The 17,114-nt window shown below is 60.8% G+C and carries 19 protein-coding genes and 1 pseudogene; 4 read left to right on the top strand and 16 right to left on the bottom strand.

Annotated elements, in window-relative coordinates; translation table 11 throughout:
* Positions 1 to 348: 348 nt before the first annotated feature.
* From C7G61_RS40365 to C7G61_RS40295, 15 genes are all read right to left on the bottom strand, one after another.
* Entirely contained in the window at positions 349 to 1,527 is a 1,179-nt protein-coding gene (locus tag C7G61_RS40365; protein ID WP_108523140.1) for an LPD7 domain-containing protein, read from the bottom strand.
* On the bottom strand, positions 1,511 to 3,457 hold the full coding sequence (locus tag C7G61_RS40360; protein ID WP_108523139.1) for a type IV secretory system conjugative DNA transfer family protein: 1,947 nt from the start codon (positions 3,455 to 3,457) through the stop codon (positions 1,511 to 1,513). Before C7G61_RS40360 ends, C7G61_RS40365 begins: the two co-directional genes overlap by 17 nt.
* Positions 3,423 to 4,454, bottom strand: coding sequence for a P-type DNA transfer ATPase VirB11 (gene virB11 / locus C7G61_RS40355; RefSeq protein ID WP_108523138.1), 1,032 nt, complete (start codon positions 4,452 to 4,454; stop codon positions 3,423 to 3,425). Before virB11 ends, C7G61_RS40360 begins: the two co-directional genes overlap by 35 nt.
* Positions 4,451 to 5,593 (bottom strand): type IV secretion system protein VirB10, encoded by a 1,143-nt coding sequence (gene virB10 / locus C7G61_RS40350; protein WP_108523137.1) that lies wholly within the window; start codon positions 5,591 to 5,593, stop codon positions 4,451 to 4,453. Before virB10 ends, virB11 begins: the two co-directional genes overlap by 4 nt.
* Positions 5,594 to 5,604: 11 nt before the next feature.
* Positions 5,605 to 6,456, bottom strand: coding sequence for a P-type conjugative transfer protein VirB9 (gene virB9, locus C7G61_RS40345; protein ID WP_108523136.1), 852 nt, complete (start codon positions 6,454 to 6,456; stop codon positions 5,605 to 5,607).
* On the bottom strand, positions 6,453 to 7,124 hold the full coding sequence (locus C7G61_RS40340) for a VirB8 family type IV secretion system protein (RefSeq protein ID WP_108523135.1): 672 nt from the start codon (positions 7,122 to 7,124) through the stop codon (positions 6,453 to 6,455). The genes virB9 and C7G61_RS40340 overlap by 4 nt, the downstream gene beginning before the upstream one ends.
* A 1-nt stretch (position 7,125) precedes the next feature.
* Positions 7,126 to 7,422 (bottom strand): type IV secretion pathway protein, encoded by a 297-nt coding sequence (locus tag C7G61_RS40335; RefSeq protein ID WP_108523141.1) that lies wholly within the window; start codon positions 7,420 to 7,422, stop codon positions 7,126 to 7,128.
* Positions 7,423 to 7,473: 51 nt separating this feature from the next.
* Complete coding sequence (locus tag C7G61_RS40330; RefSeq protein ID WP_108523134.1) at positions 7,474 to 8,460, bottom strand: TrbL/VirB6 family protein; 987 nt, start codon at positions 8,458 to 8,460, stop codon at positions 7,474 to 7,476.
* Positions 8,461 to 8,471: 11 nt separating this feature from the next.
* Positions 8,472 to 8,591: an EexN family lipoprotein gene (locus tag C7G61_RS46595; RefSeq protein ID WP_244608715.1), complete on the bottom strand. Its 120-nt coding sequence runs from the start codon at positions 8,589 to 8,591 to the stop codon at positions 8,472 to 8,474.
* A gap of 115 nt (positions 8,592 to 8,706) precedes the next feature.
* Positions 8,707 to 9,468, bottom strand: a complete 762-nt coding sequence (gene virB5 / locus C7G61_RS40320) for a P-type DNA transfer protein VirB5 (RefSeq protein ID WP_244608714.1) — start codon at positions 9,466 to 9,468, stop codon at positions 8,707 to 8,709.
* Positions 9,426 to 11,792, bottom strand: coding sequence for a VirB4 family type IV secretion/conjugal transfer ATPase (locus C7G61_RS40315; RefSeq protein WP_108523132.1), 2,367 nt, complete (start codon positions 11,790 to 11,792; stop codon positions 9,426 to 9,428). The genes virB5 and C7G61_RS40315 overlap by 43 nt, the downstream gene beginning before the upstream one ends.
* Positions 11,785 to 12,123, bottom strand: coding sequence for a VirB3 family type IV secretion system protein (locus C7G61_RS40310; RefSeq protein WP_108523131.1), 339 nt, complete (start codon positions 12,121 to 12,123; stop codon positions 11,785 to 11,787). The genes C7G61_RS40315 and C7G61_RS40310 overlap by 8 nt, the downstream gene beginning before the upstream one ends.
* The gene (locus C7G61_RS40305; RefSeq protein ID WP_108523130.1) at positions 12,123 to 12,419 is read right to left on the bottom strand and encodes a TrbC/VirB2 family protein; all 297 of its coding nucleotides are present in this window, start codon (positions 12,417 to 12,419) and stop codon (positions 12,123 to 12,125) included. The genes C7G61_RS40310 and C7G61_RS40305 overlap by 1 nt, the downstream gene beginning before the upstream one ends.
* Before the next feature lie 76 nt (positions 12,420 to 12,495).
* Positions 12,496 to 13,017 (bottom strand): lysozyme family protein, encoded by a 522-nt coding sequence (locus C7G61_RS40300; RefSeq protein ID WP_244608713.1) that lies wholly within the window; start codon positions 13,015 to 13,017, stop codon positions 12,496 to 12,498.
* Positions 13,018 to 13,119: 102 nt separating this feature from the next.
* On the bottom strand, positions 13,120 to 13,752 hold the full coding sequence (locus C7G61_RS40295) for an acyl-homoserine-lactone synthase (protein ID WP_108523128.1): 633 nt from the start codon (positions 13,750 to 13,752) through the stop codon (positions 13,120 to 13,122).
* Between the two features lie 205 nt (positions 13,753 to 13,957).
* Between C7G61_RS40295 and C7G61_RS40290 the strand changes: the two genes are divergently transcribed.
* Positions 13,958 to 14,686 carry an autoinducer binding domain-containing protein gene (locus tag C7G61_RS40290; protein ID WP_108523127.1) on the top strand — a complete coding sequence of 243 codons (729 nt, stop codon included), beginning with the start codon at positions 13,958 to 13,960 and terminating at the stop codon, positions 14,684 to 14,686.
* 433 nt (positions 14,687 to 15,119) lie between these two features.
* On the opposite strand, the pseudogene C7G61_RS40285 reads toward C7G61_RS40290, so the two are convergent.
* Positions 15,120 to 15,404: pseudogene (locus C7G61_RS40285) on the bottom strand (transposase); the annotation flags it as partial.
* A gap of 304 nt (positions 15,405 to 15,708) precedes the next feature.
* Between C7G61_RS40285 and C7G61_RS40280 the strand changes: the two are divergent.
* The 3 genes from C7G61_RS40280 to C7G61_RS40270 all read left to right on the top strand — a co-directional run.
* On the top strand, positions 15,709 to 16,599 hold the full coding sequence (locus tag C7G61_RS40280; protein WP_338026183.1) for a radical SAM protein: 891 nt from the start codon (positions 15,709 to 15,711) through the stop codon (positions 16,597 to 16,599).
* An 11-nt stretch (positions 16,600 to 16,610) separates the two neighbouring features.
* Entirely contained in the window at positions 16,611 to 16,802 is a 192-nt protein-coding gene (locus C7G61_RS40275) for a hypothetical protein (RefSeq protein WP_202975829.1), read from the top strand.
* A 46-nt stretch (positions 16,803 to 16,848) separates the two neighbouring features.
* On the top strand, positions 16,849 to 17,114 hold a 266-nt coding region (locus C7G61_RS40270), incomplete at its 3' end, for a transposase (RefSeq protein WP_145963786.1).

Below are 17,114 nucleotides of genomic sequence, written 5' to 3'. Positions count from 1 at the left end.
CAGCTTGATGATGTTATCTTTGGACACGGCATATCGCTCCTTCGGTGGAGAAGTGGAGGCGTCAAGCACCCCCACGATATGCCGCCTTTCCGATTCCCGCCGTCACCAACTTTGGGCGATAGCTCGCTCCGCACCAAGCGCCCGCTCAATCAGCGCCTTCTTCAGCTGCTTGAAAAGCCCGTCCGCACCTGTGAGGTCTTCAGGCTTCTCATAGTTAGCAAGCAGTTGATCCAGTAGTGTTCAGGTGTAATCGTCGTGTCGGTCGTTATGTGAGTCTCCTCGGTAAGGTAAACTCACAGAAACCTGCTTACACATTCTTTCTGACACCCTCGCTCCTCACGCGCGGCTTCAGCGTTCTCGTTGCTGAATTCTGACGCGCTCACCATTCTGATTCTGACTGGCATTGTCTTTGTCGCTTCCCGATCGATGCCGGTCTTGAAGAGAGTCTATCACGGTCGCACGCGCGAACGAATGTCCGCGCTCGAGGTGATCAGCAATGCGGTCCCTGACCGCATCTATTATACTGCGCCGCGCACGCTCGTCCTCCGGAAACGCGCGTTCGAGCGCCTTCTCAATAACCGCCATCTGCGACTGCGCTGCGACCAGATCGACATCACGCGACGCCGTCTGCCGATCGGCCGAGCGAAACTTCTCTGCGGTCACCCGCCAGCGATTGCGCGGCACCTGCCGCCGCTCGATACGCGCAGTCCCACTTGCTGCATCTATCACCTTGATATCTTTGGCGACGCGTTCGACGCCATCCCTGCGCACCTGAACGCGATCGCCGGGCCTTGCCTTGCTATCGGCGCTCGCCTTTTCAAGACCCACGCCCCACACCTGATGCCGGCGGCCGCTGTCGAGCTCAATGGCCACGTAGGTGGATGTCTCGGCATCGTTCCGATTACGATAGGGTGCGCGGCCGACCTCGATCAGGCGCCCCGAGACACCTTTATCGTAGTCAAGTCTTTCAGCGCGCTCGTCCCTGTCAGAAACCGAACGAACCTCCACCTCGTGCGTGCGAGGGTGTGTTCGGTTCCAGACGTCCTGCCGATCGGAGAGTGCCTGCCGATCGAGATCGGTCGGCTGATAGCCCTGAACTTCGATACCGCGAGCGCCAGCCTCAAGCCAGGCCTCGCGCCGGAATTCCGCCGACCCGCGGACCTGAAGAGCCGCCCACTGCCGATGTTGTGCCACGCTGACCATGTCGCGGATCACCTCGGCGGCGATCAGGCGCGTTACGAGGCGGTCTTCCATCACCTTGAAGGCGAGATACTCGCCGCGCTCGTCGGCGTAGAGGTGTGCCCCACTGCTTGGACCATCTTTTCCGGTCTCATTCGCCACCACGTAATACTTGCGACTGATACGCTCGGGGAGCGCATTGGTGCCGAGCGTCGCGGAGGATGACTGGTCGGCCGACTCCAACCTCGCTTCGGGATCCTCGCCCGACTTTTCCTTCCCCGGATCGAGCCCCATGCGATTCTGCCGTGTGAGGCTGAAGTCCTTGCTGTCGTCACGCGTGTCGTTCATGCTGCTGCCCGTTATGCTTGCGGCTGGAGCGTCGCGCCGGCGGAATAGCCTGGGCGTCGATGTAATTCAGGGCCCAGGCTTTCATCGCGTCTTCGCATAGCCCTTCCAGATCCACATCCACATCGCCGAAATCGAAACTGGCGCAGGCAGGAATCACGGAGGGATCGGCCACCTCCTCGTCAGTCATCGGCCGCGACCGAAACACCGCGCGGAGTTCAGCGACCTCGGAACGGAGCTCCTTGATTTCGGCGTCAAGCAGCGCATTCGAACGACCCTTGGGCATTTCCGGGGTAGGTGCCGGCAGCAGACGCCGCAGGAAAGCCTTGTCTTCATAATACACGATTTTGTCGGCGATCACAGGACGGATGCCGGCGCCGAGGATGAAGGCCTTCGATTTCGGAAGAAGCTTCAGTTCCTGTGGCAGCATCAGGGCACGACGATGCTCGGAAACCGTCTCGCTGGTCGAGCGCATCGCAAGCCCTTTCGGTCCGCTGCGGCTGCGCGCTTTCACCGTGTCGTAGCCGATACGTTCCGCAAGCTCATTGGCTACGTCCTGCTCCTTCGGAGCAAACACGACCTCAATGGCATGGTTGGTCATGAAGTTGCGTGCGGCGTCGATCCCGTAGATGGCGCGCAGCTGCGCCGGACTCTGGACCACCGTGAGGAGGCGGATGCCGTATCCGGCGATGAACGCCACCGATTTCGCCAGCACATTGACGTTGCCTAGGGCTGGAAATTCGTCGAGCAATAGCAGAATTTTGCGATTGAGTTTGGGGTTTTGTTCCGGCAGCTCGCGGGTATTGAGATCGACCACCTGCTGAAAAAACAGATTGAGAAGCGGCGCCATGCGGTCGAGATTATCCGGCGTTACGCCGAGATAGATCGACATCGGCCGTTGCCGCAGCTGGCGCAAATCGAAATCGTTGGTTGATGTCGCGGCATCGATGCGGGGATTGAGCCAGAGGCCGAGCCTCGCCGTGACGGTCTTGCGCACCGAGTTCAAGGTGTTCTCGGAGGCGGCCAGGAAATCGTTCAGCGCCGTGATGCAGTGCCGCGACAGCGGGGAAGGACCGACCTTGCGGTCTGCGATGATTTTGTCGAAGTGGGTTTTGAGATCCTGGGTCGCCGACAGCTGGTGCAAGATCTCGCCGATCGTCAATGGCAAGCCAGGCGTTTCCGCGATATAGCCGCCAATCGCCACAAAGGCCGAACGTGCGGCCTCGAACCAGAACGGATCGCCGCGGCTTTCGGCCGGAAACAGCATCACGCCGATGCGCTGCAAGTCATCATAGAGATCGCCGGGATCGCTGCGCACATAGCCCAGCGGATTGTAGCGCGCGGTGCGACCGTTCTCCTCAAGCGGGTCGAACAGATGGACCTCCTGACCATGGGCTGCGCGAAATCCCGCCGAGCGATCCCAGTTCTCCTTCTTCACATCCAGCACGACAACTGAATCCGGCCAATTGAGCAGGTTCGGAATGACGTAGCCGACGCCTTTGCCGGCGCGGGTTGGGGCGTAAATCAGGACATGTTCCGATCCGCCGAAGCAGAGCATTGCCCCATCTTTGCGGCCGAGCAGCACACCTTCCTTGGATCGCAGGCCGGCGGCCTTGATCTCGCGCTCGGACGCGAAACGCGCGCTCCCATGAAGCGGGAGTGGACGGTGCCGGAAGATAGCGCCGAGCAGGCCAAAGACGACAAGGACGCCGGTCAGGGTCGACAGGGTCAGCCAGCGGTCGAAACGTGGGTCTGCGCCGTAACAGGGCCAGCCTGTGGCGATCTCCGACCAGTGCAGGCCGCCATCGTGAAGCCGGAGCCCGAGCAGCAGAACGTTGGAGGCGACCAACAGGAACAGCACGGAAGCCGCCAGCGCGACCGCTATGCCCTGCGCCGCCCTAGTTGACGCGGTCGCGTTTGCGAGCGGGGTCATAGTAGATTTCCGAGATGCGGTAACGGCCGTTGCGCTTCTGCATCTGGATGACGACGTCGACCAGAAGCAACAGGAGCGATCGGATATCGTCGCGATGAAGGTCGCGGCCTTCGGCGCTTTCTTTCACCAACAAGGTCAGTTGTTCGAAGGCGAGCCGGGCACTGTCGGCATGAACCGTCGTGATCGATCCTGGATGACCGGAGTTCACATTCCTCAGATAGAAAAACGCCGTCCCGTCGCGCAGCTCCTGCAGCAGGATGCGATCCGGCCGCATCCGCAGGCAGGACTCGAGCAGTTCGCGGGGTCCAATTTTGGCGACGCCCTGCCCGTCCTTGGCATAGAGCAGCCGCACGCAATTCTGATGCGGGATGACAAGCTCGGCGGTGTCCTCGATGGTGATGAGCCGCTCATGCGCCGGGATCGCCGCGATCAGCGCCTTGGACAAGGTGGTTTTGCCGGAACCGGTCGCTCCGGAAATGAGAATATTGCGGCGGGCCCGCACCGCGAGCTCGAGGAACTCGCGCCAGGCGCCGGCTTCTTTCAGGGCGAGTAAGCAATGCTCGTCGGCGCTGAGCTGGTCGGTGGCGGCATGGACCTCGTCGAACAGGTTTGCCTGCTGGAAGGCGTCAAGCGTCATGGTGAGTGTCGATGGCTTGCGGATCGTCAGGCTGATCATCCCGGCGGGGACAGCCGGCGGGACCACGATCTGGCAGCGCTCCTCGCCGATCAGGGTCGTTGACACCACCGGATACTCCGGACCGATGTCCTGACGGGTGTGACCGGCAGCGGCAGTGGCGAGATGCGAGAGGTACGCATGCGTCAAGGCCGCCGCTTCATGCCGGGTCCACCCCCTAGGTCCTTCCACGAAGATCTCGCCCGGACGGTTGACGACGACCTCGGTCAGGGTTTTGTCCGCGAGGTATGGCGCCAGCGGTGCTAGGTAGCGCGTCAGCGCCAGGCGGCCGCCGTCGCGTTCGATCGATGCAACCTCGCTCATTTTGTCACCACAGCCGGCGCCACCATGTTCCCCTGGATGGTGCGGTCGAGAATCTGGGTCCGTGTTTCAATCCGCCGAAGTTGATAGACCGAGGAGAAATCGACGTCGCGCGCGACAACGATATTGACGAGCTCGCCCTGATTCTTGTTCAGCGTTGGCGGAATGTTGATTGACTGCTCAACGGCGATGCCGGCGGCGGTGTTGGTGGCGCCGGTGGTGTTGTTGATCTGGATCGAGCTATCCTGCAGCTGCTGGCGCCCAATCGAGGAGGCATCGCTGACGATTGACAGCAACAGTGCCGAGCCGAACCGTTCCCAGAAGTGGGTGTCGATGTCGCCGTCGAAGCCGGCACGGCCCAGCGCATCGGTGGCGGGCGAGGAGAGTGCTGCAATCACGCCGGTCGGCGTCTTGGCGCGGGTCCACAGCACGAACAGGCGTTTTGAACCGCGCCGCACATTGCCGCGATATTCACCGACCACTTGCGTGCCTTTTTCCATGAGCACGACATTGCCGGAATCCGACATCACGTCGCGCAACACAACGCAGGAGACGAAGCCGGCCACGTCCGAGGACATCGCCGTCTCCAACACGCACGGGATCGAGGTGCCCTGGGTGACCAGCAGATTGCGATTGGGAAGCCGCGCCGCGCGCACGCCTTCGATCGGCGTGGGTTTCAGCTTGTCGGCAAGGTCGTTGCGCGGCTGTCCCCCTCCAAACCCATAGGGATCAGTGACACTTCCGGTTACGTTATCGCGGGCCAGACGCCCCGAAGAAATCGGCCGGTTATAGGCCAGCACTGGGGCGCGACGGGCACTCTCCAGAAGCTGGTCGGAGGCGGGCACCGGTGCTGCTGGCGTGGCTACGACCGGTGTGGCTCCAACGGACGCCGTGGTAATCGGCGCAGCCGGTGCATCCGGGACGGGCTCGAACGCCGCCGCCTGTCGGATCATGAGTTTGCGGGCGGAATCGCTCGCCGGCTTATCGCCTTTCCAGGTGCCCCAGATGATCAGAAAGGCGAAAGCGGTGAGTGCCAGCGCGCCGAAGCCGCGTTTGAGCATCGCCGTTCGACCATTGTCCCCGCCTCCCACGGGCGTAATGCCGCGGTCGCCGGCAATCGTCTCGTTCTGAAGCTCGGTCATGTCGCGCTCGCCTATCGTGGCTTGGGGGTTGGAGGTGACTTCTTCGCCCGCCGCTCGATCGACGGGCTTGTGGTATTTGTGCCCGGGTTGATCCCCACCGCGTCGAACGCCTCGTTGAAAATGCAGAGCACGTTGTCGCCTTTGCGCAGTCGAAACTCTCGGGCCGTGGCATGAACGACGACGAGCTCGCCGCGGACATCCTTGGGCACGAGGCTTTCTGAGCCGTCGGAGTTGATCAGGTAGATCGCGGGGATTTCGCGGTTGCCCGCAAAGCGGAATGTGGTCTCTTTGCCGTCGTCGAACACGGCCTCCGGCTCGAGATCGATCGAGCCTTGCGCTGAAAAGCGCCAGTTGCGCGCCCCATAGGCATGGTGCAGGTCGAAGGTTTGCTCGATCAGGGCGCCTTCCCGCTCAGCGCCGCGGGCGGCCGCCTCCATGCGCCGGCGCTCAATCTCGTCGCCGGGATAGACGAAGCGGACAACGAAATAACTGTCCGCAAGCGTGGTCTCGGCGATCGACAATTCGAACTGATACGAGCGCTTGCGGCCGTCGGCGCGGGTGGTGACGACCTGCAGATTGGTCGGTGGATGCTTCTCCCGCGGCTTGAGGAACAGGATCGAGCCTGCCGGTGCGACCTCCCATGCAATCGCATCGCCGATCGCGACATGCGCGACCTCCTCGTCATCGGCAAACAACACTTGGGTTGAAGCCCGAACCACGCCGTTGACCCGGACCACATTGGCCGGATCATAGGTCACCGTACGTACGCGGGCATCACGTTGACCGGGTGACGGCTGTTGCAGCGCCAGCACCGGCACCGTGAATCCCAGGGCGAACGTCATCAGGAGAACAAAAGATCTCATGGCACGACCTCCGGATCGGCGCGATATTCCGAAATCAGAAAGCCGAGGGGATTGACGAGACGGTCGGCGGAGGACATTGGCGCGTTGGCGTAGGAAAACGTCAGGGTTGAGATCCAATGGGTGATCCGGGTTTCCTCGCCCTTGCGGCTCTCCTTCATGAAACGCACCGACGCGACATTGTCGGCCAAGAGCGAGATCGCCTTGATACGCACCGTGGCGACCCCGAAACGGCCTTGAACGACTTGCGGACTTTCGGGATTGGAGCCCCGGTACCACGCTGCGAAACGGGCCTGCTCTCCCTGCCCCGAAAGCAGCGAGATCGTGCGAAAGTTGGTTTCGGCCTCCGGATAGCTGTAACCTTCACGCGCGCGAACATAGCGTCCCAGAAAATACTTGGTGACGGCTTCATCGTAGCGAGCCGGCGTCGATTTGAGCGCGGAGACCGTATCCACAATGCCGGTGGCATTATCGACCCGGATGACGAACGGCTCGACCGTCTTCAACGGCGCAAGTGCTGCGACCGCGCCGACCGAGGCCACCGCCAATGCACAGGCACCCGCGGCAATCACCCAGGCTGTTCGCCGCGACCGATGGGCTGACAGCAACAGATCCTGTTCCCATCGACGTGCATTGTCGAAATAGGTCTTCAGGTCATCGTGCCGGACCATCTCACGCCTCCTTGCCGCAGGCGCGGTAAGAGGCCGCAATGTCGGCCCAGGGGCCTGATGTGGCGAGTTGGGTGGATGGCTCTGACGGGCTGGTCTCGCCTTTGCGGATGGTTGGCGCTGGCGCGGGTGGCGGAATTGGCGGCCCCGGTGTCGCCAATGGCGTGCCGGTCTCCCAGTCCCACAATGAACGATTGAGCGGCCGGCGAGCCAGACCATCACATGACGGCGGTGCCTTCGAGATCGCGCAGCCACCAAGCTGCCATGCGATGATGCAGATGATGAATAGTCGACGCCACATCGTTCTGATGCCCCTGCTTTTCTCTATCGCCCTGATGATGGCGATCATTGCTTACGCCACCGTGGTCCCCTGCGTTCGGGCGCGCCGCATACTGCCACCCTGCCGGCTGGCTCTTACTGCGGCGAGACCGCGGCTCGCCGACCAGCGAGCGCCGGCATAGGCGCCGCCGGCTGCGGCCGTGGCATTGGCAATCAATGGGCTAGTTACCAGCCGGCTTGCGAGCGACGCGCCACCCCCGGCGAGACCACCTGCGATGATCGGCAGTTGCAGCGCGATGTATCCGGAGAGACCAAGCACCGCGCTGATGGCGACCGCGGCCACCACCATCTCGCCGGCTGTGCCCGCGTTGGCTGCGAACCTGTCGATGAAGCCGCTGACGGTGGTTAGCATCAGCCCGACCAGCGCGACCACCAGCACCAACAGGATTGCGAAATTCGCGACCTGCCTAAGCCAGGCTTCTGTAAACGGCCGCGTTGCCTCAAATAGTGCCAGCGCAATGAAGATTGGACCGAGCGCGATCACGACGCCGAGACCAACTTTGGCATAGAGCAGGATTGCAAACTGCAAGAAGGAGCCAACCGCCACAAAGACCAGGAGAATGGCGGCAATCAGCGCCGGTGCGATGTTGGTCAGACCGGCTTGCTCGTAAATCCTGTTGGCGACGTCGATTCCTTTGGACAAGAGCTGGTCGAATGGAACTCCGGAACTGGTATTCAGTCCGGCACCCGCCAAGGCATTGCCGATCTCTTTCGGCAAAGTTTCGAAAAATAGACCCGTGACGTATTGTTGGAACGTACTCGAATTGGTCGCGAGCAGAACGACGACCACGATGCGCATCGCCCGCCAGGCGAACTCCATGATCGGCTCAGAAATCGCTCCGCGCATCACGGCGAAACCGTAGAGAATGACATAGAGCATCACGGCGACGCGTAACGGACCGTCGATGTACGAGGCAAGATTCGACACCGAGGTCGATACGAATGCCGTGATCGGCTGCTCGAACTCCTTTAAGAAACTGTCAAAGACGTTTATGGCCATCGCGGCGTTCCTTATTTCAGGGCGTCTTTCATCTCTTGGATGGCGACCTTGTTGCGCGCTTCATTCGCATTGATGCAATTCGGCGTCTTCCCCAGTTCTCCGGGATTGTCGCCGCAGGCCTTGAGCGCCACCGCAAGCTCGTCCCGAGAAACCAGCCGACCGTCTTCGTCTGCTGCCTCTTATCGGCGTCGTTACAGCCCGTAAGGGCAGCGGCGACAGTGATCACCAGAATGGATGCCTTTATCCTCATTGCAGTGCCGCCTTCATTTCATCAATCAGTTGTTCTTGCTTTTCGCGTTCCCGCTGTCCGTCCATGTCCGTGCGGGCCTGCTGGATCATCGCAAGACCCTGCATCCTGAGCACGTCGTTCTGCAGCAGCGCCTGTTCGGCCTGCAGCCGCGCCGACAAATCCAAAATCTCCTTGACGTCGGTCGCCGTGCTGATGCGGGTTCTGAGTTCTTCAAGTGCATCGATACGCTGCGAAGCGGTATCGTACACAGCCTGGCCCATGGAGTGCTTGGCGCCGGTCTGCCGCGCGATCCGGTCGAGCTCGCTCTGATAGTACGAATTGCCGCTGTTACCGGCATATGCGCGGTTCTGCGACAGATAGTGGTTGATCGCGTCGGCGAAGTTGCCGCCACCCTGCCGCGCGACGAGACGTTCGATGTCAGAGAACTGTTGGGGCAGAACTTTCCGGAACTGCGGCGTGTTTAAGAGCGCCCCGATGTCGTTGGCGTTGGTCCGCTTGTTGAAACTGTCATAGAGCTGCTTGGCCTGGTTCAATTGATCTTGCGCCACCTTGAGCTGCGACGTCAGGGTATCGACCTGCTTCTTCAGTTCCGTCAGTTGCTCAAATTGTCGCGCAAAGACGTTAGGATCGAACACAATCTCCGCTCTTGCAGATGATGCCATCAGGAGGGTCACGACCGACACGGAGGTGACAATCACCGGCATACGCTGAACCATCATCGCACTTTCCTTCGCTCCGCGTGAAATACTGGCAGCCAATGGGCCGGATCGTCGCCGACCTCCGCCCGAACGCGGTCGAGCAGTTCGACCGTTTCCGTCCGTCCTGACAACACGGCGAGTGCATCCTCGAAATCGCCGAGATCAAGTTCTGCCACGACCGAGTTGTGGCCCTGCTTGACCAGGAACCGCCGACTTTCGGGCGCGAGCTCCTCCTTGATCAGGCGGAATTCAGTGTCGGTCAGGTGGAAGCCGTCGACATAGTCCGCGCGCGTTCCCCGCGCATTCGGCAGGAAAATCTGAGTCGGGCATTGCTCGACAATGGTGTGCGCGATGGGCGAGGCCAATGCATCGCGCGGCGACTGCGTGCCGAACACCATGACGCCATTCTGCTTGCGGATGGTTTTCAGCTTGTTGTTGGCGAGATCGCGAAATGCCTCGTCTCCAAGCGCCTTCCAAAATTCGTCGATGTCGATGAACAAGCGCCGTCCATCGATCAGGCGCTCGACCCGATGGAACAGATACATCATGAGAGGGGTACGGACGGTCGGATGATCGAGCAGATCAGTCATGTCGAAGCCGATGAACCTGGCGTCGAGCCCGATGGCATCTTGCTCGCCATCGAGCACCCAGCCATAGGGAGCGCCCCGGCACCATCGCTCCAACCGAGCACCAATGCCCTCGCGATCTTGCTGGCCGAGGAAAGCCCGCAGCGCGCCGAACGAGCGCTCCGCCTGCCGCAGCTGACCAAGAGCTCGCAACCCGGAATCGATCCGCTCCTCCTCGGTCACGGTCAGCGGGCGGCTTTCTGGCGTGACGAGTTTCCGGATAAGTGCGCCAAGGAAGGAAAGATTCGTTGGCGTGAGCTCCAGCGCCTTGAGCGGCGCGCAGCCGGTCGCAACCCCGTTGTGGAGCATCAGATAGGTGCCGCCGACGGCGCGGACGAAAATCTCGGCGCCGCGGTCCTTGTCGAAGAAGACGTAAGTTGCGCCGAGCCGCTCGGCCTGCGACAGCAGGAAGTTCTGCACGACGGTCTTGCCGGACCCTGAGGGGCCGCAGATGAAGGTATTGCCGAGGTCTCCGTGATGAAAGGAGAAATAGAACGGTGAGCCGGACGCGGTCTTGAGCATCGCAACGGCCGGCCCCCAATGGTTGCCAGTAGGCTTTCCGCTGGGATAGGTGTGGAACGGGGAGAACGCCGCGAAATTGCGGGAGCTGATCGCTCCGGTTCGTGCCCGATATTTGAACAGCCCGGGCAGCTGCGCCCAATAAGCCGCTTCAAGTCCAAGATCTTCGCGCGCGACCACGGCACCCGCATCGGCCAGTGCGCGCCGCGCCACGCTCATTTGATCCTGCAGCTGCGGAGGCGTGTCGGCTGAGAGGAGTAGCGAGAGGTGATGATCTCCGAGCGCGAATCTGTTGGATTCGAGATCGTCGAGCGCGTCTGCGAGTTCGTCGATCTGTGAGGCCGCCGGATCCTGAGAGGAGACCAACTGGTTCTGCTTACGCGTCAGGACCGTTTTGGCGTCGGCCTTCGACAAAAACGCGAAGGATTGCGTGAGGATGAGCCCGAATGGCGCGGATAGCAGCGCGTTCAACAGGCCAGGCCTGGTGGACGCCGGATATTCCTTGATTCCGAACATGCCAGCAAAGCGCGATCCGCCTGCACCTCGGATTTCGATAGCCTCTCGGCCGAAGATGACACGGTTTGAATAGAGCGCGGGGCCGATCGGCCCTTGCGGCAATGGCATCGGCATCCACTCACCGGATGTGATGGCATGAAGCAGTTCCATCGGTTCTGAAAATACGATGCCCTTGCGCTCAACCAGTCCGAGGGCATGGGCGCCGTAACGCTCCAATGCCGCGACCACATCGCGCGTGGCATCGTCGAGCCGCTTTAGGGCGTCGCTGTCGACCTCGAGGGAATGCGCAGCGCTCCGGCCAAGGCGCTTGAAGAACGCGGCCGCTGCGTCGGCGGTGGCGCGACCGGGATGCCAAACCAGCGTCAGATAGAGATCGTTGCGAAACAGCGCTTCCTTGCGAAGCCGGTCGCGATATTGCGCGTCGAGCGCGGCCGCAAATGTCGAGCGGAACGCACCGACCGGATAGTCTGACGTCCGGCGGCGCACCAGATGGGTCCAGAGCGCCAGGCGCGGATCGGCGACGTTGCGCAGGGTGAGGTTCAGCTTGGCGTGAAGGTCGTTCAGATCCGCCGTCTCGGCGGTCTCGAACGAGGTGCCGTCGAGCCTGATCACCGTGAGCAGCGCTCGTGTCGTGAGACTGATCGCCGTATCCGTGACATGCCGGCCGAACGGCAGGTAGATGTCGGGCCCGATCTCTCGGGTCTTAAGCGCTGCGTTACGCATAACCAAGGTCTCTTGTTCGATATCGCCGAACGAGCTTGAGCGGCGTGCAGGACGATCCGCCCCAGAATGGCGCGTTGTGCGTGCGTCCTCGGGTTTCGATCCAGGCGAGCAAAATCCGGAACATGTTGGGGTCGTGCCGGCAGATGATGCGGCAAAGACCATGGATCGGAACAGCGACGAGGCCGTTGAGGATGCTCCCGGCCACCAGGAACAGGATGCAGGAAAACATCACATTGAGCGCCATGGCTTCCATGGTGACGCCGGCAATCATGGCCGGACGCGTGCAGGCGAGGAACAAGGTGTCCTCCGTGAGACGCGCGGCCTCGATCATCAATGACCCCCGGTCAAGGTCGAAACCACCTCGGAGGCACCGAACGTGATGGCAACACCGAGCACGACATAGGCGGCCTTGCGCAGATCGAGATAGCCGAACATCCAGGCGATGCCGACGATGATGACCGCCAGCGTCGCCAGCAGGCGAGCGACGTTGCCCGTTAACATGTTGACAATGTTCTGCAGCACGCCCTCGATGTTCGCGGTCTGCGCAAGCGCAGGCTCGGCCAAGGCGAGGCTGAGAACGGCCCCCATGCACAGGAGTGCGGCGGATTTCTTAAGACGAGAAGTCATGACACGGCTCCGATTGGCAATGCTGTCGGGCCAGCCCGAACCGCGGTGTTGAGTTGAGACAAAACCATAGCGTTCCTCATCGTTCATAGACAAAGGCTGACGCGCCAAGGCCCGAGCGATAGATATCCCAGTTCGTACGCTCCCGGACGGAGGGAGCTGGCGTGTTGATTGTCGGCGTGTCGCCGGTGGAAATCTCGGCACCGCGAGAGGCCATCGGCGGGGTACGGGCCTCAGGCGTTGTGCCGGGAGCTTTGGCCGCGAAGCTCGCGACAACGCTGGCAATTGCCTGATCGCGGCCCGACGCGTTCACGTTTGCTGCTTGCAATCGGGCCTCGAACAATCTGCCAAGGCCCGCGATGTGCTTGCAGGCGTCGAAGGTTGTGGTAGCTGTCAGCCCGGCCTCCTTCATATCCTCGGCATCAAGTTGGGCGAGACCGGTACGGACGGGCTGGCCGGTGGCTGTGGCCTCGGTCACGAGCTGAATGGCCTCATTGCGATCAGTTGCCTGAATGGGGATCGGTTTGCGCCCCTCAATCGTGATCAGCAGCGGCTCGAACGAGCTTGCCTGGCGCACAATCGCCGTCAGCGGCCGGACCATTGCCGTCGTCGGGGCGCACCTTTCGACCAGAGCCGCGAATGCAGCTGGATCCATTGTTGAAAGCCCTTTTTGCAGTTCTCAGGAGCCTAGAGGTGTTCGAAGCTATGCCGCGAGCGCCGTGCTTGACGGAGCATCAATTGCCGGCCTCGCAATCTTCCCCGCCGCCCGGATTGTTCGCAGAGCGTCAGCAGTGACCGGCAACAGTCCGGCGACGGCTTTTGTGGTTCCGATTTGGCGAGGTTCGCCGAGGCGATCCAGATGCCATCTGGCCCGGCGCAGGATTCGCTCCATGCGCAGATCAGTGACAGTCGCGATCGCCTGATGTGCGTGCTGCTGGCCCCATTCGACCATTGCCGCAAACAGCAGGAAAGTGGCTTGCTTCAAGTCATTCTCGGCTGCGGCCGTCACATTCTGCGGGTCAATGCAGGAACGCGAGCTCTCCCAGATCGTGACATTTTTCGCGGCAGTCCGACCGTCCAACACCGGAAACGTATACGCCAGCATGTTGGGGCCGGTGGTTGGCAGCAGGCGGACGCAACCGACAACGTCTCGCCGATCGACATCCAACAGATAGGTCGGCGTCAGGACGTCGTATGGCTCGATCTCGAGTCCGTCTGACACCGAGACCTTCCACTCCAGGCGGTCCCTATAGACGCGCCGCCGCAGGCGATGCATCCCGAGGACCAATTCGGAAGTTTTCAGAAGGGCGGGACGAGTGAGCGCGATGACATTCATTCTTGGTCTCCGGCTGCGAATCACAGGCTCGGAAACCAAGAAAGCAGGAGCAGTCATGACCGTGATCTGTCACTTTCGACAGGGAGCCTTAAGGAAATCCCTTGCCCCAAAGCTGCCGCAAGATGGCAATACAAGCACAACACACGCAGCGCGCGAAGGTGGCGGCGCGGTTGCGACAAGAAAAGACTGTTAAAAAGGGAGCGCAATGAAAAATGTCGAAAGAGCGTGCAATGAGTTTGTCGATTGTCTTCACTCCGCCGTTACGGAAGATGATTGTCGGCGTGTTGCGGAACGGACAGCACACTCATTGGGGTTTCGGTGGTTTGCCTATTTTAGCCGCCGCGCGAATGGTCCCAATCTGCTCTCGTCGTATCCGAAGAGTTGGACCAGCCACTACTTCGATGAAGGATACGAAAACATCGATCCCGTTCTTCAGAAATCGCGGAGCCCAAGCGGGATGCTTCTGTGGGATGGACGTGACGCGCGAAGCGCAAAGTCTCCGAAAGAGCGTCGGCTGTTTGACGATGCGCTTAGCTTCAAGATCAGGACCGGCCTGACGGTTCGCATTCCCACAAGCCAAAATCAATTCGCGGCGTTCACGCTGGCGGTGGACGACCGCAGCCTTGGGCTCGACCGTTTTATTGAGACCTCCCAGGACATCTTGCACATGGTGGGTCTCACCTACCATGCGCATGTGAGCGCCAGGATCAGACGCACGCCCCCGAACGGTCAGAAGGGGAGCCCACTGACTCAGCGCGAACGGCAGTGTCTCGCTTGGATATCTGACGGCAAGACAATGCAGGATGTTGCCGAGCTTCTTGGTGTTACGCCGCGTGGCGTGAAGTTTCATCTAGACAATGCCAGACGGAATCTCGCTGCATTAACCCTTCCCCACGCTGTGGCGCTCGCGCTTCGTCAGGGACTTCTCGAATGATCGGAGAGAGAGACCGTCGACGGGCCCCGGCATGAGCCGCCTGGAGCCAGGGCGTCGCCCCTGTTGGGCCGGGCTGGCCGGCTGTGCTGAAGCCCCGCAAGCGGGTCTTCCCCCTCGCGGGCTTCCATCCCTGACGCAAGCGGGGGCTTGCAGCCAACAGCGACGAAGGCTGGCCCGATTTGGAAGCTGGCGAAGCCCACAAAAGGTCTCGTACTCTCGCCCCTCCACGAGCAGCGCCGCTGCTTCACCTGGTTTTCGCTTGCGCTCGGCGACATCTAGCATTACAGTTGCCGTTTTGCTTTGAAGTGAGCACGCTGAGCGGTGGCCTGGTGCGCTCTGCGCCAGAGTGACCATGCGATAACGTGTGCGGGTTGGATGCGCTTTCGGGCGAGCCTGATGGCGATACGGCGAACTTCCTGGATTGACCAACGGATCAATGACGGGATGGCGGTGCTTTTGTTTTTGCCGTAGTTCGTCGTTTCGTTTTTTTGGGGGGCGGTGGATTGGCGCGATGGCGTATCACCGCCATCATGGCGAAGGCGAGCATCACCAGAGAAACGTGACGGTGCCAGCCATGCCAGGATCTGCTCTCGTTGTGATCGAGACCAAACTCGTTCTTCGCCGTCTCAAAGCTGTCCTCGATCGCCCACCGATGGCCTTCGACCGCCACCAGCGTTTCGATAGACGTTCCCGCTGGGCACCAGGTGGTGAAGAAGGCGAAGAAACTGTGTGCGAGTTGAGCGAGCACTTCGCATTCGGTAAACTGGACCTCTCCGACATTTCAGGTATCAGCTACAAACACGACGGCAAGATCGTTCGTAACGGGCGCAGGCCAGCGGTCGCGAACCTTGACGCCATACCTTTTCCTAGCCGCGACACGATCCGCGCCTCACTTGAGCGGCGGAGCGCTGTGCACGTGCTTTCGTCACGCGGCTGCGCGGCCCACTGCACGTTCTGCTCGATCGTTGCCTTCGAAGGTATCGGATGGTTCGCATTGGAGGCAGCGTTCGATCGAAAACTTCGTGGACGAGTTGGAGCAGGTTAGCCGCCTCGGGGCGACGTGTTTCAAAGTCATCGACGACAGCCTTATTGAGCCGCCTCGAGACGAGCTGTGGTGCCGTGAACTTGCCGACGATATTCAATCGCGAGGCCTGCGCGTGCGCTTGCGAGGTTCGATCAGAGCGGATCGCGTGACCGACGAGGCAATTAGGCAGCTCAAGCGAGCGGGCTTCTTCGCGTTTTCGTGCGGTATTGAGAATTATTCGGAATCCGCATTGAAGAGGATGGCGAAGAGTGCAAGAGTTGATCAAAACCTGCAAGCCCTTGATGTCTTCAAGAAACACGGCATCTACGTGCAAGCCGGGCACATTCTCTTTGATCACGGCACGACGATGGAAGAGTTGCGGGAAAATCACCGTCGCATGTCGGACTACGTTTGGACGATCAGCAAGGGAATTTTCTCCGAGATGTATGCGGCCGAAGGAACGCCGTTCACGAGGCTGCTGCGAAAACGAAATCTGATCGACGCCAACGACGATGGGACTGGCAACCGAAACTATCGTCTGGCCGGCGAAGACGTGGTTCAGGCCTATACGGGCCTAAAGCGCTGGCACAAGAGCCATCTTCGCCTTTACGACAAAGCGATCGACGCCGTCAGCGCGCCAAAGGCACTCGAGGACGAGGAACTGGTCGAATTCCACGCGCTTGCGACCGAACTGCGGCGGCACGACCTCGCCTTCATGGAACTCCTCCTGGAGGCCGTTGAGCCGGGTGAGCATGACGTCGATGGCCTTGTTGACGCTCAGGTCGCAAGGAACAAGATCAAATACCAGACGCTGGCGACACGGGTTGACCACGCCTACGCGTCGGCCGGGCTGGTGTATGACGCCGACGCCAATCCTTTCTTCGGATGAGAAGGCTCAAAATGTCAAAGCCATTCGCGATCAGCTTCGACCGGCTCGAACACTATAAGCTCAACGTGGGCCCGGTGCAGGAGTTCGGCGACCTGCCCGAGTGCGAGGTTGCGATCAAGAATATCGGCTGGACGCTGGGGAACGATTGTCCATATCGCTGTACGCACTGCTACAGCATGAATGCTAGGAGCCTGTCCGAGTAATCGGATTTTTCTCGACGAAGAACAAGCGTCGTGATTCAAACGGTGGATGAGCAAGACATTTCGTCCTTGGGACGTTGATCAGGCTTGGCTGCTGCCGCCATCGATCCAGGATTTGGTGCCTTCCGGGCACACGGCCCACTTTGTGCGCGACACGGTTCGCACCGGCTTGGACCTGTCGCGGATCGTGGATGTCTACGACGAGGAGCGCGGCTTTCCGCCCTATCATCCTGGCATGATGGTAGCGCTGCTGCTTTATGCGTACAGCCAGGGGATCTACTCGTCGCGCAAGATCGCACGGGGCTGCGAGGAGCG

The sequence above is a fragment of the Bradyrhizobium algeriense genome (assembly GCF_003062295.1).
Lineage (GTDB): Bacteria > Pseudomonadota > Alphaproteobacteria > Rhizobiales > Xanthobacteraceae > Bradyrhizobium > Bradyrhizobium algeriense.
This window is presented reverse-complemented; position numbering and strand designations above follow the sequence as displayed.